Genomic DNA, 25,349 nt, shown 5'->3' with positions numbered 1-25,349 from the left:
CGCTGTCATGGGGACGGTGGTGATGGCAAAGTGGGGTTAACGGTGCTTTGGTTATAAGCGCGAATGGCGGCCTTGGTGGCCTCGGTGCTTAACCGGAGAATGTCGTTGATGTAAAACGTTTGCTGACTGGCAATATACCATTCCAATATCGGTTTGGTGCTGGTAAAGAAATCGTTAACGAATTGGCCGACTTCCGCAATTTTGGTTTTAGGCAAAATGATGACGTCGTTCTCATGCAAAAAAATGTTTTGTTCCGGTGCCGTGCCTTCCATGTATTCGCTTAACTTTAGCCGCCGATATTGCGGGTGCTTGGAATCGATGTTGCGAATAATCACCACGCTGTCCATATCGCCGGTGACTTTGATCTGCGAAGCAGCTAAAGCGTCCATGACCCGGGTACCGCTAGCAATCGGTTTTTGCCCTTGCACCATCACTTCGCCGATCACCGCAACTTGCCGCGGTTTGAGGTCTTGCGGCAAAATCGACACCAAAGGGTTGCTGACGATATTGCGCCGCGTCAGCTTGGGTACAATGGAAACGCGCGGGTCGTAGATGTACTGCTTCAAGCGATTACGCACATCGGACTCGATCTCGTCTATGCTGCGCCCCACCACCTGTATTTTGCCGGCCAAAGGAAAGGTGACGGTGCCGTCCGGTTTGACGACGTCGGTAATTTTCAAATCGTCGTGCTGCCACACGAACAAGGTCAAGCTGTCCTCGTATTGAAAATTATCGTATTGCTTACGCGACAACTCGTCTATCAGCTGTGTGGCGTCGTTGCGGATATCTTCGACCGTGCGGCCTTTGGCGGCAACTTCTCCGACGAGCGGTAGCGTCACGCCGCCGTTGGCTTGTACCTCCGCGACGTGCGCCAGTTCCGGATAACCCCAAACCATGAATTTGACCGAATCGCCGACGCGCAAACGCAATTGCCCCTGGTAACGGTTGTCTTCCAAAGGAAATTCGCTCAATTCGACCGGTTCGGATGCCGGCAAATTTTCCGGAACGGGCGACTGCCCCGCTTGACCGGAGATTATGCCTTCGGCTTGTTCGGCTTGAGCGCCCAAGGCCTGAGCGTCCGGTTCCGGCACGGTTTGTTGAAAAACGGGAATATTGTCGTATTGAGAGCATGCGCTCGTTATCAACAGTAACGGCAGCAGCTTTGTTGGTTTGCGCATCGCTTTTTTTGCAAGTTAACGTGGAACAGTGAAATCACGTCCTACTCTCTTTGCTGAAGAGGCCGCGACGATACCTGACACCAATCGGCTTAGGTTACGGACATAGATTAGGAAGATAGTAAAAATTATTCAATCGGATTCGCCGGCGTTGCTTGTGGCGCGGTAACTATCTTAGTCGGCACGCAACTGACCACACAATTCGAAATTGTCAGGGAATGGTCGATCAAGCTATAAGGACCTATGGTTAGCTGATCCTTTAATTCAATATCGCCCAATACCAAGGCCTTTAAACAAATCGTCACATCGTCGCCTATCGTCGGAGTCGAACTCCATTGGCCGTTGCTGTACGCCGGCCCCACGACATTATGGCCTAATAACGTACAATTTCGGCCGATTTGCGCGTCGACAACCAAGCCGATTGCATGTGCAATCAGGCAACCTGGACCTATCTTGCTTCTAGGATGAATATCCGCAGCAGTCAACAACAAATTGGTGCGATAAAGAAAGCCGGCTAAGCATTTGTTTCCCCGGCAATAACAAAGATGGGAAATGCGGTAAAGCAATAAACAACACAACTCCTGACGCGAAATCAAGCGCAATGCCCGGAAAAACGTCAATTTAACCGGGACGGGTGCGGTATCGTTTAAGCGTTTGAGGTCGGCTTTAAAATCCGAATAGGTTTGATTGATGGTCGCCATGCAATTAATCTTAGCGATTAATCCGAAAGCCGTCGTCAATCAATAGCGGCGTCTACTGATTCTAACAGCCAACGCCGGAACTTGATCGAGCTTTCGCACGGCCTTTTATAGGCCTGTTTATGACTTCAAACCGCACATGCTTTCAGTTCACCGGGCAGCCGAATAGCCCGGCCCGTTCAGCGAACCGAAATTCTACAGATGGCCGCCTTGCCGGTTTCGCATTTTTCGCCCTTCGGCCCATAGTCCGAGTCGCCCAGCATTTCCTCCCCTTCCTTGCACTTGCCGTTACAGAACGGTGCGGTTCCCCTGATGATGACATCCGACGATTTGCAGCAATAGGCCTTGGTGCCGGTCACACACTTTTTACCGTCGCCTTCCTTGTTCCGTTTGACCAAGGTATAACCCGGCCGGCATTCGCCGTTACAGGCCGGCGCCTTTCCTTCCCAAAGACAGGTTTCAGCCAAGGCAGGCGCTGAAATGGCCGTCAGCCAAATAATGCTCAGCGCCGGCAAAACGGCGCGTATCGTATTGATTTTTCGCATACACTCTCCTCATTTTCAAGCTAGCCCCTCATTGTTAACGACAAGACGGAGGGGGCATTCTCTCGCCGTTGTCTTTACAACTAACACGCACGAAAACGGCAATCACCCTGGCCACTGAAAAGCACTGAGGATTTTCACCGCATCCATCAAGGGAGGCTGGTAGCCTGTTACGCCTCTACTACGGCCAAGCTAGGCAGACTTGGGAGTATCCCCCGCTCACTGCCTGTAGCGGAGTCAGCGAGCCGCAGGTTCGCTTCCAACCGGATTGTGCGTAGCTACCTCCTCACTCTATGCCGGATTCGATTGCATCAAGCCATAGACTGCGGCCGACTCGATCCGATTGCTGATCGGATAATGCGCTTTGTTTTATTTGCGCTTAACCACCCGCCTGCGCGGGTAGTGCCTGCTCCCGTCACATCGGTTTTGCAAGCTAACCGGTAATCAACCGGTTTTCTTCCGACTGATGCCCCAAAATCCCAAAACAGCGGCGAACAACCAAGCGGCCGGAGGTAGCGGCACAAAAGTCAGTTGTAAATTCCAGACGGATTCAGCGGCAGGCACCAATAGTCCGGCCGTCGCCGCAGCGGTGGCGATGATGCGGTACTGTCCCGGAGCTAACTCCCCTGTTTGGTAAAAACTTGGGGTATCGGCGAATAATTCGATTGGAACCCAGGTAACGGTAAAACGCTGAAGCTGAACGCCGGCCGTGGTATTACGCGTATTGCTGTCGCCGACGCTGCCCTGCAACGTGTAAGGGGTAGGGCCAGTCACGTCGAACTCCAGCGCCCAACTGTTTCCCGGGGCGCGAACGTTCACACCGATACTGGTGCCGCCGGTGAAGGTTGCCGAGGCATTCGAACTGCCGCTGCTGGTAATCGCGGCCAGATTCTGCGGTGAACCGAAAACCGCAAATTCGTGTGCCGCCGAATACGTCAGTGCGCCGCTCCAGGGCTGGCCTAATAAAACGCCGGATGCGGCATCGCTGCCGGCGATAGCCATAGCAAATCGATCCGTCATTGAATCCGAAGTATCAATGACGTTATCGGAATGCATCACCGGTCCCGCTCCCACCAAGTAACTCGCGTTCAACGTCGATTCGCGACCTTTCCACACTACCGCTGCGTTGGCCGTAGTCAAACCGCTCGCTAAAAGAAAAATTACTATTGCACGTGATGCCATCGCTAATCCTCTAACCTTACAAGATCGCGGCTTCCACTTAGGCCGCCGTCCGCGAGTGTAGGTGCAACCTGACCGGAAGAACATGCCCGAAACACGATAATTCATGCTCAAAAAACGCGTTTAGCTTGATCCGCCAGCCCCCCATCTCAATTGGGTCAGCAGGCAGCTATGATCGATATTCGCGGCAAGGCCGTTTTGCTAGACTGGCCAATACGGTAACCACTGACTGCATACAAGCTCACCCTGCTGGACAAACGATGGACACGATCACCTCTCTGCTGCAAGGCCTCAATCTACGCGCCAAGCTGATTTATGCCGGCGGGGTATGCGGGCGCTGGGCGATAGACCATAATTCGGACAGCGACGTCTGGTTTCATCTATTGACCAAAGGCAACGGCTGGATCCATTCGCCGGTTTGGCGCCAACCCTTGGCTTTGGCAGAAGGCGATTTAATCTTGTTTCTACCGCACGCCGAAAAGCATTATCTATCCTACAGCGCCGATGAATTGAGCTTCGGCGCCGATGATGCCCGGCCGGTTAGCTGGGCGCAAGGCAGTACCGCTTTTGTGTGCGGCCTGATCGAACTGGGCTTGCCGAAAGCGGCGTTGTGGCAATCCTTGCCTGCGGAAATCGTGATCCGTCGCGAGCAAGCCGGAAAGCATCTGGCCGAGTTGACCCGGATGATGATCGCCGAAAGCCAAACCGAACGCCTCGGCCGCTTCGCGCTGATCGAGCGCCTGTGCGACGGCTTGTTCATTTTGGTTGTCCGTCACTGTATCGAACAGCAACTGGTCAGCCACGGACTATTCGCCGCGCTGCACGATGCTCGTCTGGGAGCCGTGTTGACCGCAATCCATCGAGAGCCTTGGAAGCCATGGAACATGCAGGAACTGTCCCAACAGGCCCACCTGTCCAAAGCCGCGCTGACCAAAAAATTCGCCGCTCTGCTGGGCTGTCCGCCGATGGAATATTTACTGTCATGGCGCATGCAGATTGCGGCGTGCTGGCTAAAAGAATCCGGCATGACCATAGAACGGGTCGCGGAACGTTGCAGTTACGATTCGGTATCGGCCTTCAGCCGGGCTTTCAAACGCTGTGTCGGCGAATCGCCGGGTGCATACCGGCGCAGGGCCTCGGGGATTGTGCATCCGCTCATAGAAGCCCTCCCCTGATCATGCGGACCAGCCGTTTGCGGATGCCCCTAAGCCCGGTAACGGAAATTGTTTCGGCCTTATTCTTGTTCAGGTTTTAAGGCAACAAACGAACTCTACAAACCGGCCTCGGCTAATCGATCAACGTCTTGAAATGGGTGCTCCACGCAACGTGATAAAATGCTGGGAGCCTGGTAAGACGAGCGGAGCCTTTGTAACGGTTTGTTTTAAAAATGCACGATAGCCGACGCTGTTGCGGACCCAAGACTGTACCGGGCAAAGCGGAAAAGAGGCTGAAATGCCTACGGCTTGCGTTCAGAGACTCATCGGCGGGACAATTGTTTAACAATCAACCGGCTGGAGTAGCGTTTTGCTGCCAGCAAAGCCCTCGGATTTCGGTGTTTTTCGGCTACGAATTGAGCGACTCAGCTCAAGCAGTGGCGATTTCTAATAATAACCATGGGAAGAAAGTATGAAAAAAATCCTGTTCTTGGCGTCGATGTTGTTATCCGGTTCGGCGTTTGCGTTGACCGATCACTATGTGCTGACCGACGGCAAGCACGTTCAACACTTAAAAATCAATACAGTCGGTAAACAAACTACGGTCTACGCTGACGTCGATTTCGAGCCGACCGACAGCAGCGGCGACCAACACGCTTGCACTGCCGATATTTCCGGCGAAGCAAAATATGTCGGCGAAAACGAGTTGGTTTTGAAAAAACAAATCCCCAGCGAGCGCCACTTTTGCACCTTGACGATTAAATTGTCTCCCACAGGAGCCAAAATCGAACAATCGGAAGAATGCAATTACTTTGCCGCCGGACTTTGCCATTTCAACACCGAAGACAAGGAACTGCCGAAAGTCAAACAATAGCGCCGCTGCGCTTTACGATTAACCTCGCGCTTTTAGTGCGTGCGAGGTTAATCGCCCTCCTCCCGCTTGGCTTTTACCCCAGGACACCAGCCCGAGAGACCGTCCAGCCTTACGTCCGTATTCGTCGAAGGCATTACGCCGCGCTTGCCGCCAACGGCAAAAGTCGTGGGTCCCCCGGACTAACCCGTTTGCGAATTACTGCCTATCGGCTTCCTTAGCCTGAGCCGCGCTGTCGATCGCTTTTTCGATTAACAACAGACTGCCGCGCATCAATGCCGCAAACAATAAGAGCGGCACGGCAAATTCCAACGGGATAATTCCGGCCAGACCGGCGACGGCAAATACCGATAGTCCGATTCCTACAGCAGCTAACTTAGCGATTTTCATCCGTCCTCCCAAACCGTTTACCGGCAGCAACGAAAACACGCCTTCACTATATCCACCGAGCAAAAATACACAACACGCAATACAGTCAATTTATTGTTTTAATTGAAAAAACAATAGTATTGCCATGTGTATTATTCCTGATGAATTTGCCGGTTTATCTGCATCTGAACGCGAAGCCTACACCTCCAACAGCGCCAATATAAAGCATGACCGCAAGCATGCTACTCACCACGCTAGGCAACGGACCAACGCAAAGAAGAGAACAACAGAAATCAAGCATTTCATATAAAACAATGCTGAGAAACGGGCTAAACGCTATTATTTATCGCTTCCACGCTCCGGCGGTGCCTACCGGATGCTGGAGCGTCCGTCACTGCAGTTACCGTGCGAAGCGTGGGCGCGATGAAACTGTTATGTTTCAGCGTAAAACTATCGTTTCTAGACGAACCTAAAATAGCCGCTGGCGCTATTTTAGTTTTTCCATAAAATAAAGAATAAGCGGCGGGGCTGTTTTAATTTTCTACAGAAATGACTAGATGAAAAATTTTCTGCCGGACAACTGACGCAACAATCACACTATAAAAGCTTCCAGCTCTCTAAGATCAATCGCCTCTGGGTTTTGGACGACATGGAATTGATCCAGCTACTGGGTCAGCGGATCGTGCACTCGGTCGCTTGGACATGTACTCCGACTACATTCCTAATATCGAATTGTTCATCCGCATGTACGTGCTAAAAGAGTCTACCCAATCCAGTCGAATCGAAGGTACGCAGACCAATATGGAAGATGCGTTGCTGGAACAGGAGAATGTTGCGCCGGATAAACGCGATGACTGGGAAGAAGTGCAAAATTACGTTAAGGCGATGAATCAAGCCATCGAAAATTTGCAAACATTGCCATTTTCGGCGCGATTGATACGCCTTTTACCTATTTTCACTCCCACTCTATCGTCGCCGGCGGCTTACCTGAAATATCATAAGTTACCCTGGAAATCCCCGGCACTTCGTTGATGATGCGCCTTGAGACCAGGTCCAAAAAGTCGTATGGCAGGTGCGCCCAGCGGGCGGTCATGAAATCTATGGTTTCCACCGCGCGCAGCGCGACGACATAGTCGTATTTGCGGCCGTCGCCCATCACACCCACTGACTTGACCGGCAGGAACACCGCGAAGGCTTGGCTGACTTGGTTGTACAAATCGTGGCGATACAATTCTTCGATGAAGATCGCGTCGGCCTTGCGCAGCAAGTCGGCATAGGACTTTTTGACTTCGCCGAGGATGCGCACACCCAAGCCGGGACCGGGGAAGGGGTGACGGTAGATCATGTCGGCTGGCAGGCCCAGTTCCAGGCCGAGCTTGCGCACTTCATCCTTAAACAATTCGCGCAGCGGTTCGACCAGTTTCAGCTTCATGTTTTCCGGCAGGCCGCCAACGTTGTGGTGGGATTTGATCAAATGCGCCTTGCCGCTTTTGGCGCCGGCCGATTCGATCACGTCGGGATAGATAGTGCCTTGCGCCAGCCATTTGGCGTCGGTGAGTTTGCCGGCTTCCTCGTCGAAAATTTCCACGAACAGGCCACCGATGATTTTGCGTTTTTGCTCCGGGTCGTTGACGCCGGACAGCGCGGCCATGTAGCGGGCTTCGGCATCGACCCGGATCACTTTAATACCCATGTGTTCGGCGAACATCGCCATCACCTGGTCGCCCTCGTGCAGGCGTAGCAAGCCGGTATCGACGAACACGCAGGTTAGTTGCGAGGCTATGGCGCGGTGCAGCAACGCGGCGACCACCGAGGAATCGACGCCGCCGGACAAGCCCAGTATCACCTGATCGCCACCGACTTTTTCCCGTACCGCGCTGATGCTGTCTTCGATGATGTTGCTGGCGTTCCACAGCGCCGCGCAGCCGCAAATATCCAACGCGAAGCGGCCGAGGATGCGCCCGCCTTGCTTGGTGTGAGTCACTTCCGGGTGGAATTGCAGCGCGTAGAAATCGCGGTCTTCGTCGGCGATGCCGGCAATTGGCGCGCCGTCCGAGCTGGCGATCAGTTTAAAGCCTGCCGGCAGTTCGACGACGCGGTCGCCGTGGCTCATCCACACGTCCAATAGCCCAAAGCCTTCCGGCGAGACGTGGTCTTCGATGTCCTTCAACAGTTTGGAGTGGCCGCGGGCGCGGATTTGGGCGTAGCCGAATTCGCGGTGGTCGGAGGATTCGACCTTGCCGCCCAACTGTTCGGCCATGGTCTGCATGCCGTAGCAAATCCCCAATACCGGCACGCCCAGTTCGAACACGGCTTGCGGCGCGCGCGGGGTGTCGCTGCTGGTCACGGTTTCCGGGCCACCGGACAGAATGATGCCCTTGGCGCCGAAGTTTTTGACCTCTTCGTCGCTGCTGTCGCAGGAATAGATTTCGCAGTACACGCCGATCTCGCGGATGCGGCGGGCAATCAGTTGCGTGTACTGCGAACCGAAGTCGAGGATCAGGATTTTGTCGGAATGGATATTGGTTTGTGTCACGGCGGCGGGTCTATTGTGTATGGGCGGATTTAGCCTTAGTGCATAAAAGCGAAGCGTAATTCGCCGGGCGGCTTGATAGGGTGGATTACGCTTGGCTAACCCACCCTATATTCGAGTTAATTCAGTTGGTAATTCGGTGCTTCTTTGGTGATGGTTACGTCGTGCACGTGGCTTTCGCGCATGCCGGCACTGGTGACTCGCACGAACTGAGCGTTGTCGTGCATTTGGGCAATGGTGCGGTTGCCGGTGTAGCCCATGCTGGAGCGCACGCCGCCCAGCAGCTGGTGAATGATCGCCAACACGCTGCCTTTGTAAGGCACGCGGCCTTCGATGCCCTCCGGCACCAATTTTTCCACGATTTCGGCTTCCTGGAAATAACGATCGCTGGAACCTTGTTGCTGCGCCATCGCGCCCAAGGAGCCCATGCCGCGGTAGGATTTGTAGGAGCGGCCTTGGAACAGTTCCACTTCGCCGGGCGCTTCCTCGGTACCGGCAAACAGGCCGCCCAACATCACCGAATAAGCGCCGGCCGCCAAGGCTTTGGCCACGTCGCCGGAGTAACGAATGCCGCCGTCGGCAATTAAAGGAATGCCCGAGCCTTTCAAGGCGGCGGCGACTTCGCTGACGGCGGTAATTTGCGGTACGCCGACCCCGGCGACGATGCGGGTGGTGCAGATGGAACCCGGACCTATGCCGACCTTGACCCCGTCGGCGCCGGCCTCCACCAAGGCGAGCGCTGCGGCGGCCGTGGCGATGTTGCCGCCGATGACTTGTACGTTGGGGAAGGTTTGTTTAACCCAGCGTACTTTGTCCAATACCCCTTGTGAGTGGCCGTGCGCGGTATCGACGATGATCACGTCCACGCCGGCGTTGACCAAGGCTTCCACCCGTTCTTCGGTGCCGGTTCCGGTACCGACCGCGGCGCCGACCCGCAAACGTTCCTGTTCGTCCTTGCAAGCGTGCGGATTATCTTTGGCTTTTTGAATATCTTTGACGGTAATCATGCCGCGCAATTGAAAGTCGTTGTTAACCACCAAGACTTTTTCGATGCGGTGTTTGTGCAGTTTGGCGATGGCTTCTTGCTGACCGGCGGCTTCGTTGACCGTGACCAAGCGCTCCTTGGGCGTCATCACCGAACGGATGGCTTCGTCCAGACGAGTTTCAAAGCGCAGGTCGCGGCTGGTAACGATGCCGACCAGCTCTTCGCCGTCGACCACCGGTACGCCGGAGATGTTTTTGGCGTGAGTCAATTCCAACACTTCCCGCACGGTGGTATTCGGCGAGACGGTAATCGGATCTTTTATGACGCCGCTTTCGTATTTTTTGACCCTCAGCACCTCGCGCGCTTGCTGTTCTATGGTCATGTTTTTGTGGATGATGCCGATGCCGCCTTCCTGGGCAATAGCGATGGCCAACCGGGCTTCGGTGACGGTATCCATGGCGGCGGAAATCAAAGGGATGTTGAGCGTGATGTTACGGGTGAGCTGGGTTTTCAGTTCCACTTCGCGCGGTAAAACCGTCGAATGGGCGGGAACCAGTAACACGTCATCGAACGTGAGCGCTTCCTGTATGATCTTCATGTAACACCTGAGCTAATTTTTTGAAAAGCAGCGTATTGTACAACCTAAGTGGCCGTATAAAAACCATGGGACAGGATAGGCTTACGCCGCGACGAAGCAGGAAAGCGCCGCTGTCCGGTCGGTTGCGGCGAGTAAATTAAGCCGCAGATGCCGAAAGCCGTGCCTTCCTTGCGGCCGGATTAGCCGGCGCGATGGGATAGTGCGTCTTGGATGCTTGCCAATTCTTCGATTTTGGGCTTGTGTAAATAAATGCCGACTACACCCAGCAGAGTAAAAATATACAGTGTGTTGAAATCGTCGCCCAATACGAACATCACCAAACCGAAGGTACTAACGATTTCTATCATCGCCTGGGTGACGACGATGGTGGTGAAATAGCGTTGCCGTGCGTCGGTCGGGCCGGGCATGGTTTGATTGAGGCGCAGCAGAACGTGGCGAATCAGATTAGTGAGCGGAAACAACACAATAGCCGACACGTACAATACGGTGCGGATCAAAACCCGGTCCGCTTCCGGTAAGTTGCCGACGCGGATTTGCTCTGCAAACAAGTGGCAGAGTAGGTTGTAAAGGGCCAGCGAGGTCAGCATCATGGCACATACCAGCCAGTGCGGCGTCATGGACTGCGGGGCGGAGTAGGACGGCATATGGAAATCTCACAAGCTGCGGCGATAGTCGCGGATAATGATCAAAAAAGCGAAAAAATCGTAAAAAGTATGTATCGCGATGGGCGTCAGCAGCTGGCGTTCGCCGCTGTAATCCAGGCTCATGCCCAGATAAATCCCCATCAGCATAGCCAATACCGCATAAAGCGGAGTGATCGCGTGCGCTAGCGCAAACATGGCGTTGCTCAGTAGCAAGCCGGTAGCCGGGCTGGTTTTGTATTCCAGCCAAGGTTGCAGTGTGCCGCGAAACAGCAGCTCTTCGGAAAAACCGGCGATACAGGCCAGGATGAATAAGTCGGTCCAATGCCGCTGGTGTAATTTGGAGCCCAAGGTTTCCAGCAGCAATTCGCGAATATGTCGTAGCGATGGGAAGGGCAATTGTTGCAACAGGCAAAACAACAGCAACAAGGGCAGGGTCAACAGTGCGCCGTTAAACAAAGCCAATTCTGCGAAATTCAGTTCGGCGAAGGGATCTATGTCGGTAATCCGACCGACCAGCACGGCAACCGGTATTAGTGCGCCTTCGAACCAACAGGCTAAGCGAAAAAAGCTATCGGGTGCGGCAGGTTGCATGGCTTACAGAATTAGAGGATGAGCGGAGCAAAATTCTAGCTAAAAACCGGTAAAATTGGCAGCAATTATGACAAGGAGAACGGTAATGCATTGTTTTATATATAAGAGCGCTAAAAAAGACGAGCTGTATTTATATTTGCGCGACAAAGACGACTTTTCGGTGCTGCCTGCGCAATTATTAGCCGATTTCGGTCGGCTGAGTTTCGTAATGGAGCTTGAGCTGAATGCCGAGCGCAAATTGGCCCGGGAAGATGTACAAAAAGTAATGGCCGGTTTGCTGAATAACGGCTTTTTCATTCAAATGCCGCCGATGTCTGCGGCGGGTTGGGAGCAATCCGGCCGTAATCTGCATTGAATGGGGATGTCTTCGCGGTAAACCGTGCTACCATACCCGGCGATAAAAGCGGTAATAAGCTCACAATTTTAATAGTACATTTAGGATACGCAATACATGTCAGAGAATCCGCATGCTTACGAGGACGCCAAGTCTAAAGGCATACTCTGGGGGTTTGGTACGTTGGTGGGCGTTGTCGCTATCGTGATGCTGGTTTTGGGCGAGTGGTGGAGCCGCGAGCCGAATATCTTCAACGTGCAAGACGAAGCGATCGAGCGTATGAACGTGACTCACACGGATCAAATGCCTATCGGCTACGTGTATGCCAACACGCTGGCGCACATCGCCGACGTGATTTTATTCAAGCCCGGCGGTTATCTGACCAACGACGTCGCTCCTCCCGGTTTGTTTTGCGACAACATCCAAAACTGGGAGTACGGTGCTCTGGTGATGTTGCGCGATGCGACCACGGCTTTGCGCAACCATTTTGCCCGCGACCAATCGCAGTCGGCGGAGGACCCCGATCTGGCTCAAGCCGAGCCGTATTTTTATTACGAACACAATTCGTGGGCATTGCCGTCTACCGAAGCCGAATACGTCAAAGGCGTGGATGCTTTGCATCACTATATGTCACGCCTGCAAAATCCGTCTTCCACCTCGCGTCCGGCTCAGTTTCACTCCCGCGCCGACAATTTGTGGCAGTACACCGAAGTGGTGATCAAACGCTTGGGCGGTTTGTCCACTCGTTTGGCGGCCAGTACCGACAAATTTTCCGGTGCCGCGCACGGCGATCCGTCCAATCCGGTCGACTTTAACATGCCGACGATAGGGCAAACCCCCTGGATGGAAATCGATAACGTGTTCTACGAAGCCCGCGGCGCTTGCTGGGCCTTGCTGCACATTCTCAAAGCGATCAAGCACGATTTTTCCGACATTTTGTTGGACAAACGGGCGATGAACACCTTGGACAATATGATCCAAGCCTTGGAAAACGCCTTGACGCCTACGCTGAGCCCGGTCGTGCTGAACGGCGACGGTTTCGGTTTGTTCGCCAATTATTCCTTGGCGATGGCTAATTATATTGCCCGGGCCAATGCGGCGGCCCTGGATTTGCGCGACGTGATGAATAGAGGTTAAAACCGTGCAAGAAATGCTGAACGACAATTTGAAGAAAATCGAAACCTGGAAGCGCATTATTTTCATGCTGATCTACGCGGTGATAGACAGCATGGTCAAGCTATTGATTTGGTTGGTGGTGTTGTTACAAGTCGGTTCGGTTTTGCTGACCGGAGCCGTGAATCCCAACATCCTGGGTTTCGGCCGCAATTTATCGACTTATCACTACCATATCCTGTTGTTTTTGACCTTCAATACCGACAAACTGCCGTTTCCGTTCTCCGACTGGAATCTGACCGCCGAGCTGGAGTCGTCCGACCCCTCCTAAAACCATGTCCGAGCCACTGCGCAAAATCATCCACGTCGACATGGATGCATTTTTCGCAGCGGTCGAACAACGCGATTACCCGCAATACCGCAACAAACCGCTTATCGTCGGCGGTAGGCCGGATTCGCGCGGGGTGGTAGCCACCTGCAGTTACGAAGCCCGCAAATTCGGCGTGCATTCGGCCATGCCCTCCGCGCACGCGTACCGGCTATGCCCGCAAGCCATTTTCGTCAAGCCTCGTTTCGAGGTTTACCGTCAGGTTTCGGAACAGATACGCCGTATTTTCATCCGTTATTGCGATTGCGTAGAGCCCTTGTCGCTGGACGAAGCTTATTTGGACGTTAGCGATAGCCGGCGTTTTCAGGGCTCGGCCACCTGGTTGGCCAAGCAAATCAAGCTCGACATCCAGCGCGAGACCGAATTAACCGCATCCGCCGGCGTGTCGTACAACAAGTTTTTAGCCAAGTTGGCATCGGATTTGGACAAGCCGGACGGCCTGCACGTGATCATGCCCGAGCAAGCCCAGAATTTTATCGACCGGCTGCCGATAGGCAAATTTCACGGTATAGGTCCCGCCACCGAAAAGAAGATGCAAGCTTTGGGTATAACCAACGGCCTGACGTTGAAACAAACCCCTCTGCACGTGTTGCAACAGCATTTCGGCAAAGCCGCGTTGCATTATTACCGGATCGCCCGCGGCATCGACGAGCGCATCGTCAACTCGCACCGGGAGCGCAAATCGGTGGGTGTGGAAATGACTTACCAAGAAGACATAGACGATGCGGAGGTGATACTGGAGCAATTGAAACTGTTGCTGCAGCAGGCCTTGCAAAAACTGGCGGACAATCGGTTGTCGGCGCACACCTTGACCGTCAAAATCAAATATCAGAATTTTGTACAAATCACCCGCGGGCGCACCTTAAGCGAGCCCGTGACCGACTGTAACGCCACCTACGAGCTGATGGCCAATTTATTGTCGTCCACCGATTTCGTAGGTAAGAAGGTGCGCTTGTTAGGCGTTATTTTGTCCGGCCTTAATAACGAACCTACTGTGCAAGCTTATCGGCAGCTGGATTTGTTTAACCTGTAAGACTGATCCATGAGGAGACGCAAAATGCGTATCATCCTGCCATTAAGCTTGATAGCGCTTTAGCGTATCGAAGGTGCGGGCCATTTCTTCGCGGCCGATGTCGTTCACCACAGCTTCGGCGAATGGATCCATTCCGGCTTGCCAAGCCGATTCGCTGTTTTCCTGTTGCAAGGCCAAGCTCACAGCCCTGTTTAGTTCGTATAAATCCCAGACGTAGCCGGCATCACGCAAAGCGGATTGCAAAGCGTTTTGGATCAAGCTACGGAAATTGCGGTGAGGGTAAGATAACGGAATTTCGGCGATGCGGCCGGCCGCGGCTTCGTTGCACGCACGCTTGTCGTAACAGGCATGGCCGCGGCAGGCCAACGGCCGTACCGGATAAATGCCGCAAGCGCCGCGGCGGATAAATGGGCAGGTTTTGCGCAATTTGACTCTGGCGGCTTCGTCGAGGCCGACGGTAGTTTGATTGGCCTTGATGACCCGCTTGCCAAGGTTGGAAGCAGGGTCGCGTTGATCTTGCCAACGGATGAAGCGGGCTACCAGCAACACTTCCGGAGCGGAAGCGGTAACCCGCAATGTGCAACAGGTGGCACAGCCTTTATGGCAAGCGATGGGCGGGTGGTTTGCGCTTTCAGCTTCCACGTTGCCGTCGAAACTGCTGAAAGCCAGGGATAATAAGCCGTCAATCAAGTCCGCTTGTCCGCGCCGGACGGCAAGAGTGTCGGCAAATGCCTGATGTTGAGCGGCAAAAAATCCAAGATAGTCTGATTCGTTCATAAGCATGTTCGGGTTTTAGCCGGTTGCCGCGCACTATGGTGCCGAGCGTTCCGTCGAGCGGAAAAACAGGCAAAAATCACATTTTCGCGTTTCGGATCATCCTGCTATTTGATCCTGATCAATATTTTGTCATTTTGTTTAGCCAGTTTCTGTCCGATGCAAAGCGACTGCCAACGTCCGCCAACCGCAGGCAAAGATGCGCTAGGGATGCGAAACCCACAACCTTAGCCCATCTTTAACAAGCGTTAAGGCTAAAAACCAAGCGGCAAAGTGTGCTTAGACGACGCCGGCCACCGTTTCTCCCGGGCAGCCTCCTGCCGCTCTAAACGGTTTAAGATGTCGAGCGATATTCAATTGTTTACTTAATGCTGTGCAGGCGCTATACACCGCGAGATTAGTGCGTAAGAGCCTGCCCGACTCGACGTTGGCATATCCGTCGCTTCTGCCGCCGCACTATCGGCCAATTCGAAAAAAGGCATATAATGCCGAGCTTTAAACGCTCAGCACTGCACGACATGAAGCATCCGGCGAACATTTATTTGATCGGTTTGATGGGGGTGGGCAAAACCACTATCGGCAAGCAGGTAGCGAAAGCGTTGCAGCGTCCGTTTTTCGATAGCGACAAAGTCATCGAAGAATGCATGGGCGTCGACATCCCGACCATCTTTTCGTACGAAGGCGAAGAAGGCTTCCGCATGCGCGAACAAGCCGTAATCAAGGATTTGACCAGCCTCAGCGGCATCGTGATGGCGACCGGCGGCGGCTCGGTGATCAAACCGGAGAACCGGGAAGCCCTGAAAAACAGCGGATTCGTCGTATATTTGCACTGTTCTATCGATAAAATTCTGTACCGTACCCGGCACGACACGCAACGGCCGCTATTGCGTACCGATAATCCGCGCCAACGCTTGCAAACCCTTTTGGCGCAACGCGAACCGTTATATATGGAATGCGCGGACTTTAAAATCGACTCCGGCGCACTGCCGGGTAAAACCATAGTCAAAACCATTTTGCAGCAATACCAAGCTGCGTTGGAACAATATGAACGTATTGCAAGTTGAGCTGAACGACGCCCGCAGCTATCCGATTTACATCGGCTCCGGGCTGCTGGACAACTCGGAACTATTAGCCCGCCACATCCGCTCCAAACAAGTCGTCATCGTCAGCAACGAAACCGTCGCTCCGCTGTACGCCGGCAAAATCGCCGCTACGTTGGCCGATGGCCATCAAGTGGAAACGGTGATATTGCCCGACGGCGAGCAATTCAAAACCCTTGCGTATCTGGAAAAAATCTTCGATGCCCTGCTGGCAAAGAAATTCAGCCGCAACGCAACCTTGATTGCGCTGGGCGGCGGCGTGATAGGCGACATGGGCGGTTTTGCCGCCGCCTGCTATCAACGCGGTATCGCCTTCATCCAAATCCCCACCACCCTATTAGCCCAAGTGGATTCGTCGGTGGGCGGCAAAACCGGCGTCAATCATCCATTGGGCAAAAACATGATAGGCGCGTTCTACCAGCCGCAATGCGTGATCGCCGATGCCGATGTGCTGGACAGCTTGGACGACAGGCAACTGTCGGCCGGATTGGCCGAGGTCATCAAATACGGCTTGATTCGCGACCCGGAATTTCTAAGCTGGTTGGAAGCCAACATGCCATTATTATTGGCGCGAGATAAGCCTACCCTCGCCTACGCCATAGAGCGCTCATGCGCTAACAAAGCCGAAGTGGTCGGCGAAGACGAATTCGAGACCGGGGTGCGCGCCACGCTAAACCTGGGTCATACCTTCGGCCACGCCATCGAAACCGGCAGCGGCTACGGCAATTACCTGCACGGCGAAGCGGTAGCAATAGGCACTTGTTTCGCCGCGGATTTGTCTCGCCGCCTGGGCTGGCTGAACGACGCCGAAGTTGCGCGGATAATCGCGATTTTGCAAGCCGCACGCCTACCCGTTGATCCGCCTAGCGATATGACGACCGAGCAATACATCGATTTGATGTCGGTCGACAAAAAAAATGTCGACGGCAAAATACGGGTGATTTTGTTGGAAACGCCGGGTAGAGCCACTTTGCCGGTCAATGTCGACCTGACGCCGCTTAAAGCCACGCTGGAAGAGTATGCTGGATCACGACCATCTAACTTACAGCGTTAAAAAGCCGATCCGGGACAAACAGGCGTCCGAACACGCCTTGATTTCTATCGACAGATCGCAAAAGCTGGACTTGTTGATTCACTTACTCACGAATTTACACAAGTCCTTGGTGGTTTGCGGCCCCCAAGGCATAGGCAAATCCACATTGCTAAAAACCTTGCAAGACAGCTGCAAGGGAATTTGGCCCATTTGCCTGTTGCAAGGCTCGGAGCGCCTGAGCTTCGAAGCCATCGCCACGCAACTGGACGCCAGTCTAATACCCGGCAGCGCCGACGACCGCTTCGACTTGTCACGCCTTAAAGCCTATTGTTCCAAGCACAAAGCCGTCTTAATCGTCGACAATGCCGGCACGCTGGTTCCCGGACTGATAGGCGAATTACTTCGTTTTGCCGATTCACTGGCCGGCCTGCGCTTGGTATTGGCCATGCGCCACGACGAATTTGACGCGAAAACCGCGACGGAGCCGAGCTTGGACGCCTGCCACGTCATCGAACTGCCGCCGCTAAACCATCGCCAATGCCTAACTTATCTGCAAAATTTATCGGCGCAAGGGCAATATGCCCTTTCATACGCGGATGTCACCGACGAGCTGGTCGAGAAACTGCTGAACAAAACCCACGGCATTCCGGGGCGGATAGTCGCGGAATTACCGAAAATGCGGCGTTTGCAAAAACAGCGCAAAGGAAAAATGCTGCTGATTGCAGGCCTTAGCATGGCGTTAGCCGCGCTAGGCTATCAATGGCGGGGTCAATTCATTCGCGACGCTAACAAACCGGTTAGTCCGCAAACCGCACAGCAAGCGGCGCTCCCCATCACGGCCAATCAATCGCTCTCGCCGCCGCCATTACCCGGCGACCGACCCGAAGCGATTCCCGTACCCGCAGCCACTATAGCGCTTGACCCGCTTCCCGTCCCGGCCGTAGTCAAACCGCAAATTACCGACGCTACCCCGGACAATCCGCCAGCCGCTGCCAGCGAACAACCCCCAACCCCCACCGCCATTGAGCCGACAAGCGCCATTGACGCGGCTTTGCCGACGAGCAACCAACAAACCGCGACCCCGCCGGTCACCCCGGCACCGATAAAACCGGCCGCCGCAAAAACCGGCACGGACAAATCCAAACCGGAAAAACCGGCCGAACCGAAATCGGTCGAAGCAGAAAGCTCGAGTCAAGTACCCGGTTCCGCCGAATCGGCGGAAATCGGCGACGTCGCTTGGATACACGAACAGCCGGGCGATTTCTACACCGTGCAAATCATGGTGCTATCCAGCCGCAACGCCGTAGACCGCTTCTTGCGCAAATACGCCAACTATGCCAACGATTTGAAATATTACCCCATCGGTAAGGCCGGCCAGGAAAAATACGTGCTGCTCTACGGTGCATTTGCTACCGCCGGCGAGGCCATGACCGCCAAAGCCGAGATGCCGGCCGAATTCGGAGCCGGCGTCATCAAGCGCATGAAAGCCATACAAAAAGACAGCCGGCGCAAATGACCGCATTTTCCTAACCGGCGAGACGGACCTCTCGCAGCACCAACCTTCCAGCAAACTCATGACTAGCTTACAAAACGACTTATTCCTTCGCGCCCTGTTAAAACAACCCGTCGAACGTACGCCGCTATGGATGATGCGCCAAGCCGGACGCTATTTGCCCGAATATCGCGCCACCCGCGCCAAAGCCGGCAGTTTTATGCAACTTTGCACCAACCCGGAATTGGCCTGCGAAGTGACCCTGCAACCGCTAGACCGCTATCGGTTCGACGCCGCCATCTTGTTTTCCGACATTCTGACCGTACCGGATGCCATGGGTTTAGGCTTATCCTTCGCCGAAGGCGAAGGCCCGCAATTCGCCCGCCCGGTACGGAGTGCGGCCGATGTGGCACGCTTACCGATACCTGATCCGGAAACCGAGCTTCGTTACGTAATGGACGCCGTTCGCTTGATCAAAACCAACCTACACGGCAGAGTGCCGCTCATCGGTTTTTCCGGTAGTCCGTGGACCTTGGCAACCTATATGGTGGAAGGCGGCGGCAGCAAAAACTTTCAAAAAGTCAAAGGTTTGATGTTCGAGCAGCCTGCCTTGATGCACCAATTGCTGGATAAAACCGCTCAAGCGGTCGCCGTCTACCTGAACGCACAAATCGCGGCCGGCGCGGATGCCGTCATGGTATTCGACACCTGGGGCGGCGCATTGAGCCACGCCGATTATCTGGAATTTTCGTTAAGTTACGCACAACGGGTCAGACAAGCCTTGAACACGCAATACGACGGCCGCACTATTCCCACCATCTTGTTCACCAAAGGCGGCGGCCTATGGCTGGAAGCCATGGCGGATACGGGTTACGACGCGCTGGGCTTGGATTGGCAAACCGACATCGGCCAAGCAAGAATACGGGTAGGCGATAAAGTCGCTTTGCAAGGCAATATGGACCCATTGACGCTGTATGCGCCACCGGCCGTCATCCGAGAGAAAGTCGGCAAAGTTTTGCAAGGCTACGGCCAAGGTTCCGGCCACGTGTTCAATTTAGGTCACGGCATACTGCCCGACATCGACCCGGCCCACGTAGCCGCCATGGTCGACGCCGTGCATGAGCTAAGCCCGCACTATCACCGTTAACATGTCAAAGAGCGGATGAAGCGTTTCCACGGTTTGCAAGACTTCGCCGCTCAAACAGCCGGTCCTTTGGGTTACCGAGCGTTAGCCGACTGGCTGCTACCCCGGTTGGCCAAGGCCTATTGCGATATTTTCGGCAGTTTGAACGACACACCTATCCTATTGGCCCACTTGGCGTTAATACCTGAAACCCTGGATTACGATGCATTCGACCAACGAGCAGACTTCATAGTCGGCGGAGCAATATTGCGAAACGACTGCGTGCCGCTCACCTATCGATTGGCCGCCGGTGAATTCGGCATCAGCGGACGCTGCTCCATGATAGGCAAAGTATGTGGAGTGGACTTATACCTGCAGCGAAGCTACACCGGGACGGTAGGCGACATCGCCCGGCAAAAATTCTCGGTCGACTTGAAAACCCTACTCGCACAAACCAAACAGTTGCAACGCTAAAAAATGTCGCCCCACTTCATATCGAAATTGGATACAATAGCGACACCGGGGGCGACATGGCTTCGACGTGGGTAGCAAAACCTCAGGTGCATGCCGAGCACAGTACCGCTCGTAAAACCTACTGAAAAAAAGTATTCGCAAACGACGAAAACTACTCAGTGGCTTTAGCAGCTTAAAACCTGCACCACTTCTCTGACCAAGTGTCCTTATGCGCTTGGAGTCCTCTCGGGGGCGCTCAGGGATCATATTACATAAGATCGCGCCAAGGCTTTGTTCGGAGCTAAAAGCGTTAAATCCAATCGAAATCGCGGTTGATCCTCTTGGCCCGACGGGTAGTCAACCGTTAAATTAAAAGCGCGGGATAAGCATGTAGAGCTTGTGGCGGAGTGCTTGCGGACGCGGGTTCAATCCCCGCCGCCTCCACCAATTTACCATCCAAGATAGTCCACGAAAATCCACTAAGCCCGCATTACGCGGGCTTTTTCGTTTATACTTCGTCCAACAACATCCGAGAAAATTCCCCCCACATCCAGGCAATTTTGGGTGCATATCCGGGGGCATACGCTCAAGACATTAAATCAGATGCCCCCAGCAACTGCAGCATAAGGAAACGTGCTTGGCTCGCTATTACGTAAGCGCTTGAAAACTGCATGTAGAAACCGCTGCGTAAAACCGCCGAGAATGTCATATACATTAATTGTGTCCGGCCGTCTCAAACCAGCTTTTAATTCAGCCTCACAATGGGGTAGTAGATGTCTGGTAACTAACAGTGACCGGACGTCTAAAGAGGTTATATTTTCACTGCCTGAATGTCTCAAATTGGCCGACTGTTGCCGGTGACCGCTATCAGCCAAGATTATTGATAGAATTTGGCAAAATTTGTTGTCATTAAGCATCCAACCCCTGCGCGTACTCTAACCGCCGGTAAGACTCCGTACTCTCGCAAGGCCAATTATGTGCAAATGAATTGCATGTAGATCAAAAAAGGACTAAATTAAGTCCACAATACGCTTAGGACTTAATTATGCGCTTTTCTTCTCAAGTAAAACCTATCAGTTACTTAAAAGCTAATGCTGCTGAGGTACTAGCTCTGCTAACAGAGCAACGCGAACCGTTGGTTATTACTCAAAACGGTGAGGCGAAAGCGGTGCTTCAGGATGTTGCATCCTATGAAGAAACGCAAGAAACTCTAGCACTATTGAAAATTCTGGCATTAGGTAATCAGGAAATCGAACAAGGCCAGGTTATACCGGTTGCCGATGTAGCGGCTCGACTTCGCGCCAAACATGTAACCGACTGATGGTAGAGCCTGATTACGCGGTGCTACTGACCAAAGGCGCAGAACAGGATTTAGAAGCAATTTACAACTATATCGCCGAGTTTGATTCGAAAACAAGTGCCGACAATGTGCTGGATCGTTTGATGGAGGCCGTTGAAAACCTTGCCCAGTTTCCTGAGCGCGGCTCATTTCCCAAAGAGCTAATCTCGCTAGGCATTACGGAATATCGGCAAGTAATTTTTAAGCCCTATCGGGTGATTTATCGAGTGAAAGGGCAAAGCGTTTATATTATGCTGATCGTGGATGGTAGAAGAGATATGCAAGCCTTGTTGGCTCGCAGACTACTGAGTCATTAACCAAGAGATTTGACACAAAAAAGACAAAGGTAAGCAATAAATGGTTGATTCGCAAGGAACGGCCACGGGTTCAATCCCCGCCGCCACCAAATAACAGATTGATTTAAAAAAATTTATTCTTAAATCATGATTCTGAATGGCGGCAATTTGGCGGTTAACAATGCCAATTTGCCCGCCGCTTACCTTCAACCTGTTTGCTCCCACTTGACCACCCGGGGACTGTAACTTAGTCCTGTAAAGCGCTCACACCCGCCGTTTTAAAGCCTGATCGACACGACAAGAACCGATAAGGATATTAGGCAAATTCACCCAACCTCGCACCCGGGCTTGAGCGGAACATCCGAGCATCTATCGCCCACCTTGTTCCGACGCTTCTGATGTAAATTCAATAACTTCCTACGCAAAGCGCAATTCTTGCGATGACGCGGCAATTTTTGTTTTCCATGGACAATTTCTATAGGGCGGAAAAGGTTTTTCCGATACACTTCCCAGCCCATTGCCTTATCCCGGCATTCCGTTCAATCGAATTTGTTTACCTTCAGCTCCATGCGCAACATTCATTTATTCAATTCCGACCGGCACCGTTTCTTGTTGTTGAACGAGAGCGATTCCAGTGAAGAAAACGGCATCCGTTCCAATCAATATTTGGTGATGCAAGGCGACGACGGCGTATTGCTCGATCCCGGCGGATTCGGCGTCATGCCCAGGGTGTTGGCGGAAATGCTGCGCTACGTCGGCCCCGATGGAATTCGCGCCATCATTCTGTCGCACCAGGACCCCGACATCGTCGGCGGTCTGGCCACTTGGCTGGAGATTTGCCGAGCCAACGTCTACGTGTCGCGGATTTGGATGCGTTTTCTGCCGCACTACGGCCTGAAGGACATGAGCCGCTTTGTCGGCATCCCCGACGTCGGCCAAATCTGCGAAATCGCGCCGGGGTTCGAATTGCAATTGCTGCCGGCCCATTTCCTGCATTCCGAGGGCCAAATCAATGTTTACGATCCTGTCGCCAAGGTGTTGTTCACCGGCGACATCGGTGCGGCGATGATGCCGGCCGACGACGACCGGCCCTTCGTCGACGATTTTGCCGCGCACATTCCTTACATCCGCGGTTTTCACCAACGTTATATGTGTTCCAACAAAGCGATACGCTGTTGGCTCGACACCATCGCCGAGCTGGACATAGCCATGCTGGCGCCGCAGCACGGTCCTATTTACCGCGGCGCGGCGGTCGGAGATTTTCTGGCCTGGCTCAAAGATTTACCCTGCGGTATCGATCTAATGCAAAGCGGCGGACGCTTCCCCGAGGAATGGTCATGACCTTGCCGCAAACCAACCATTTGGAACAACTGCGCCTGGAGATCGCCAACCATTTGGCCTCGCTGCTGGAAAGCCAAACCCGTACCCAGCAATACGGCAATCGGGTTTGGGAACTGACCCTAAACATCCATCACGAAATCATGTCCGGCCTGCGGCAAGCGATGGGCAGCCGCGATTTCGATAAATTAAGCAGCGTGATGGCGGATACCGGCGAATTCTGCGGCAGGCTGGACGACGCGTTGGCACTATTGCTGAACGAACGCAGCCGGCAATGGCAGGCCGGTTCGGATCACCTGCGCTCGCTGATGAGCCGCGCCAACCACGCAATCAATCAACTATCGACCACCCTGATCGAAAAAGACCTGCTGGAACGGCAAAGCCAGGTATTGGAACGGATTATTCTGTCACACGAGCGGGTCGCTCAGTGGAAGGACTTCGTCCAGGAAATCCTGGTCGATTTTCACGCCATATTCCCGTTCAATTTTTTCTTCATCGCTTTCGCCGAGGAACACGGCCTGTCGCTGTATTTGTATTATTTGGGCGACTATACCGACGAGGTGCGCCGCGAAGCGGCAAAAATGCTGGGTGGCCGCATGCTGACCGACTTGGGTTTGCCGCAGGACACGCCGCTGGATTTCGAGGAATTCATGCTTCCGTCCGCATCGACGGTCAGTTCCATTTCCCAGGTTCATCTACTGACCGTGTCGGTACCGGATTACGCGCCTAAACTGGCCGGCCTACTCGGGGTCGCCTATGCCTCGGACAAGAATCTGACCCCGCAGGAAGAAAGCGTGATTCGTTCGATACTGGCCGTGATGGTGATGGTGGTCGGCTCCAGCAAAGTACTGTCGCGCACCTTGAGTGAGCTGGAATACTATTCGATGCACGACCCGTTGACCGGCCTGTACAACCGCCGGCATTTCAACGCGATGCTGGAATACGAGATCGGCCGCTCGGAGCGGCACAATCACGCGTTTTCGCTATTGCTGCTGGACCTGGACAATTTCAAGGACGTCAACGACTCCTACGGCCATCCGACCGGCGACCAAGCTTTGTGCGCGATTGCCGAGGTACTGCGCTCGCATCTGCGCAAGGGCGATTTGCCGACCCGGATCGGCGGTGACGAATTCGCGGTTATTTTGATCGAGACCGATCGGCCCGGCGCCATGGTGGTAGCCGACAACATCGGCCGCAGCCTGCGCGAATTGACGCTGAGCTCGGAAGACGGCAAGCGCTATCACGTCACGGTATCGATAGGGGTGGTCAGCTATCCGGTCGACGCGGTCAGCATCAACGATTTGCTGTCCGGCGCGGATATTGCGATGTACCACGCCAAGGAAATGGGCAAGGACGGGGTCAGCACCGTAGACGCATTGCCGGCCAAATTGTCCAGCAGCCGCAACAGCCGCGACCATGCCGAACATTTGCGCGAAGCCTTGCGCGCCAGCCGCATTTCCCCCTATTTCCAAGCCATCATCAATTGCAAATCCGGTAATGTGTATGCCTACGAAACCGTGGCCAGATTGCAAGAAACCGACGGCAGCACCGTCGCGGCCGCTATGTTTATCGAGACGATCGAAAAATACGGTCTGAGCCGGGATTTGGACCACGCCATCATCAGCAAGGCCTTCGCCGCGAAAAGCCAATTTCTCGCCGACCCGAGCCAACGCGACAGCAAATTGTTCATCAACATCTCGGCCCAGCAGATCCAAGGCCGGGGCATACTCGGCTACGCGGAAGAACTCTGCCACCAATTGAATATTCCGCCGCAATGCATCGTGTTCGAGATTCTGGAGCGGGAAGCGATCAGCGACATGACCAATATGCGCCAGTTTTTGACCAATCTACGCCGTAAAGGCTTCGCCTTCGCGCTGGACGACTTCGGCAGCGGCTACAATTCCTTCCACTACCTGCGCGAACTACGCTTCGAATACGTCAAAATCGACGGCGCTTTCGTCCGCAACATCTTGACGACCAAGGTCGACTACGCCTTGGTACGCAACTTGTCCAATCTGTGCCAGGACATCGGCATCCGCACCATCGCCGAATTCGTGGAAAATCAGGCGATCTTCGACGCGCTGTGCGACATGGGCATAGACTACGCCCAGGGCTATCACATCGCATTGCCTCGCCCTAATATGGTTTACACGCCTTCACCCGATTTTAAACTGCACCGTCGCGGCTAAAACCT

Annotated in this window: 26 protein-coding genes and 1 other RNA gene; 17 read left to right on the top strand and 10 right to left on the bottom strand. The window is 53.8% G+C overall.

The annotated features are described in order from the left end of the window. Positions 1–5 precede the first annotated feature (5 nt). The 4 genes from AB0A83_RS05930 to AB0A83_RS05915 form a co-directional block, all read right to left on the bottom strand. A complete protein-coding gene (locus tag AB0A83_RS05930) occupies positions 6–1,178 on the bottom strand; it encodes a polysaccharide biosynthesis/export family protein (protein WP_150047379.1) in 1,173 nt (390 codons plus the stop codon). 125 nt (positions 1,179–1,303) lie between these two features. Then, complete coding sequence (locus tag AB0A83_RS05925) at positions 1,304–1,876, bottom strand: serine O-acetyltransferase (protein ID WP_150047378.1); 573 nt, start codon at positions 1,874–1,876, stop codon at positions 1,304–1,306. Between the two features lie 176 nt (positions 1,877–2,052). Next, complete coding sequence (locus AB0A83_RS05920) at positions 2,053–2,418, bottom strand: hypothetical protein (RefSeq protein ID WP_367155677.1); 366 nt, start codon at positions 2,416–2,418, stop codon at positions 2,053–2,055. 441 nt (positions 2,419–2,859) lie between these two features. Beyond that, positions 2,860–3,597 (bottom strand): hypothetical protein, encoded by a 738-nt coding sequence (locus AB0A83_RS05915; protein WP_150047376.1) that lies wholly within the window; start codon positions 3,595–3,597, stop codon positions 2,860–2,862. Positions 3,598–3,854: 257 nt separating this feature from the next. On the opposite strand from AB0A83_RS05915, the gene AB0A83_RS05910 reads away from it, so the two are divergent. After that, positions 3,855–4,769, top strand: coding sequence for an AraC family transcriptional regulator (locus AB0A83_RS05910; RefSeq protein ID WP_150047375.1), 915 nt, complete (start codon positions 3,855–3,857; stop codon positions 4,767–4,769). A 451-nt stretch (positions 4,770–5,220) separates the two neighbouring features. After that, positions 5,221–5,622: a hypothetical protein gene (locus AB0A83_RS05905; RefSeq protein ID WP_150047374.1), complete on the top strand. Its 402-nt coding sequence runs from the start codon at positions 5,221–5,223 to the stop codon at positions 5,620–5,622. 195 nt (positions 5,623–5,817) lie between these two features. Here AB0A83_RS05905 and AB0A83_RS05900 read toward each other — a convergent pair whose 3' ends face one another. After that, positions 5,818–6,009, bottom strand: a complete 192-nt coding sequence (locus tag AB0A83_RS05900) for a hypothetical protein (protein ID WP_150047373.1) — start codon at positions 6,007–6,009, stop codon at positions 5,818–5,820. Positions 6,010–6,690: 681 nt separating this feature from the next. Here AB0A83_RS05900 and AB0A83_RS05895 point away from each other — a divergent pair. Next, positions 6,691–7,020, top strand: a complete 330-nt coding sequence (locus AB0A83_RS05895) for a Fic/DOC family N-terminal domain-containing protein (protein ID WP_197737414.1) — start codon at positions 6,691–6,693, stop codon at positions 7,018–7,020. Here AB0A83_RS05895 and guaA read toward each other — a convergent pair. The 4 genes from guaA to AB0A83_RS05875 all read right to left on the bottom strand — a co-directional run bounded on the left by guaA (position 6,944) and on the right by AB0A83_RS05875 (position 11,339). Beyond that, positions 6,944–8,524 (bottom strand): glutamine-hydrolyzing GMP synthase, encoded by a 1,581-nt coding sequence (guaA, locus tag AB0A83_RS05890; protein WP_150047372.1) that lies wholly within the window; start codon positions 8,522–8,524, stop codon positions 6,944–6,946. The two genes, AB0A83_RS05895 and guaA, sit on opposite strands and share 77 nt — an antisense overlap. Before the next feature lie 116 nt (positions 8,525–8,640). Further along, positions 8,641–10,104 carry an IMP dehydrogenase gene (gene guaB, locus AB0A83_RS05885; RefSeq protein ID WP_150047371.1) on the bottom strand — a complete coding sequence of 488 codons (1,464 nt, stop codon included), beginning with the start codon at positions 10,102–10,104 and terminating at the stop codon, positions 8,641–8,643. A 179-nt stretch (positions 10,105–10,283) separates the two neighbouring features. After that, positions 10,284–10,748, bottom strand: a complete 465-nt coding sequence (locus AB0A83_RS05880) for a hypothetical protein (RefSeq protein ID WP_150047370.1) — start codon at positions 10,746–10,748, stop codon at positions 10,284–10,286. Positions 10,749–10,757: 9 nt separating this feature from the next. After that, positions 10,758–11,339, bottom strand: a complete 582-nt coding sequence (locus AB0A83_RS05875) for a lysostaphin resistance A-like protein (RefSeq protein WP_367155675.1) — start codon at positions 11,337–11,339, stop codon at positions 10,758–10,760. 85 nt (positions 11,340–11,424) lie between these two features. Between AB0A83_RS05875 and AB0A83_RS05870 the strand changes: the two genes are divergently transcribed. The 4 genes from AB0A83_RS05870 (at position 11,425) to dinB (ending at position 14,207) form a co-directional block, all read left to right on the top strand. Continuing rightward, complete coding sequence (locus AB0A83_RS05870; protein WP_190303259.1) at positions 11,425–11,694, top strand: YcgL domain-containing protein; 270 nt, start codon at positions 11,425–11,427, stop codon at positions 11,692–11,694. 96 nt (positions 11,695–11,790) lie between these two features. Next, a complete protein-coding gene (locus tag AB0A83_RS05865) occupies positions 11,791–12,810 on the top strand; it encodes a DUF2333 family protein (RefSeq protein ID WP_150047367.1) in 1,020 nt (339 codons plus the stop codon). A 4-nt stretch (positions 12,811–12,814) separates the two neighbouring features. Then, positions 12,815–13,117 (top strand): DUF4389 domain-containing protein, encoded by a 303-nt coding sequence (locus AB0A83_RS05860; protein WP_150047366.1) that lies wholly within the window; start codon positions 12,815–12,817, stop codon positions 13,115–13,117. A gap of 4 nt (positions 13,118–13,121) precedes the next feature. Beyond that, positions 13,122–14,207: a DNA polymerase IV gene (dinB, locus tag AB0A83_RS05855; protein ID WP_150047365.1), complete on the top strand. Its 1,086-nt coding sequence runs from the start codon at positions 13,122–13,124 to the stop codon at positions 14,205–14,207. Positions 14,208–14,249: 42 nt separating this feature from the next. Here the strand turns inward: dinB and AB0A83_RS05850 are convergent, their stop codons facing one another. Continuing rightward, the gene (locus AB0A83_RS05850) at positions 14,250–14,984 is read right to left on the bottom strand and encodes a YkgJ family cysteine cluster protein (RefSeq protein WP_232056794.1); all 735 of its coding nucleotides are present in this window, start codon (positions 14,982–14,984) and stop codon (positions 14,250–14,252) included. Positions 14,985–15,499: 515 nt separating this feature from the next. Between AB0A83_RS05850 and AB0A83_RS05845 the strand changes: the two genes are divergently transcribed. The 10 genes from AB0A83_RS05845 to AB0A83_RS05800 all read left to right on the top strand — a co-directional run bounded on the left by AB0A83_RS05845 (position 15,500) and on the right by AB0A83_RS05800 (position 25,344). After that, entirely contained in the window at positions 15,500–16,045 is a 546-nt protein-coding gene (locus tag AB0A83_RS05845) for a shikimate kinase (protein WP_150051816.1), read from the top strand. Next, positions 16,026–17,135: a 3-dehydroquinate synthase gene (aroB, locus tag AB0A83_RS05840; RefSeq protein WP_150047363.1), complete on the top strand. Its 1,110-nt coding sequence runs from the start codon at positions 16,026–16,028 to the stop codon at positions 17,133–17,135. Before AB0A83_RS05845 ends, aroB begins: the two co-directional genes overlap by 20 nt. Beyond that, positions 17,101–18,630, top strand: coding sequence for an AAA family ATPase (locus AB0A83_RS05835; protein WP_150047362.1), 1,530 nt, complete (start codon positions 17,101–17,103; stop codon positions 18,628–18,630). Before aroB ends, AB0A83_RS05835 begins: the two co-directional genes overlap by 35 nt. Positions 18,631–18,688: 58 nt before the next feature. Next, positions 18,689–19,753, top strand: coding sequence for a uroporphyrinogen decarboxylase (hemE, locus tag AB0A83_RS05830; protein WP_367155672.1), 1,065 nt, complete (start codon positions 18,689–18,691; stop codon positions 19,751–19,753). 15 nt (positions 19,754–19,768) lie between these two features. Beyond that, entirely contained in the window at positions 19,769–20,203 is a 435-nt protein-coding gene (locus AB0A83_RS05825; RefSeq protein WP_150047360.1) for a hypothetical protein, read from the top strand. A 47-nt stretch (positions 20,204–20,250) separates the two neighbouring features. Continuing rightward, positions 20,251–20,629, top strand: a transfer-messenger RNA (tmRNA) gene (gene ssrA, locus AB0A83_RS05820). Between the two features lie 598 nt (positions 20,630–21,227). Next, complete coding sequence (locus AB0A83_RS05815) at positions 21,228–21,503, top strand: type II toxin-antitoxin system Phd/YefM family antitoxin (RefSeq protein WP_150047359.1); 276 nt, start codon at positions 21,228–21,230, stop codon at positions 21,501–21,503. Continuing rightward, a complete protein-coding gene (locus AB0A83_RS05810) occupies positions 21,503–21,838 on the top strand; it encodes a type II toxin-antitoxin system RelE/ParE family toxin (RefSeq protein WP_367155671.1) in 336 nt (111 codons plus the stop codon). The genes AB0A83_RS05815 and AB0A83_RS05810 overlap by 1 nt, the downstream gene beginning before the upstream one ends. A 546-nt stretch (positions 21,839–22,384) precedes the next feature. Then, positions 22,385–23,158 carry an MBL fold metallo-hydrolase gene (locus AB0A83_RS05805; RefSeq protein ID WP_150047357.1) on the top strand — a complete coding sequence of 258 codons (774 nt, stop codon included), beginning with the start codon at positions 22,385–22,387 and terminating at the stop codon, positions 23,156–23,158. Next, positions 23,155–25,344: a putative bifunctional diguanylate cyclase/phosphodiesterase gene (locus AB0A83_RS05800; RefSeq protein ID WP_367155669.1), complete on the top strand. Its 2,190-nt coding sequence runs from the start codon at positions 23,155–23,157 to the stop codon at positions 25,342–25,344. The genes AB0A83_RS05805 and AB0A83_RS05800 overlap by 4 nt, the downstream gene beginning before the upstream one ends. Positions 25,345–25,349 lie beyond the last annotated feature (5 nt).

Origin of the sequence: Methylomonas sp. HYX-M1, from assembly GCF_040741385.1 — a bacterium.
GTDB classification, from domain to species: domain Bacteria; phylum Pseudomonadota; class Gammaproteobacteria; order Methylococcales; family Methylomonadaceae; genus Methylomonas; species Methylomonas rhizoryzae.
This window is presented reverse-complemented; position numbering and strand designations above follow the sequence as displayed.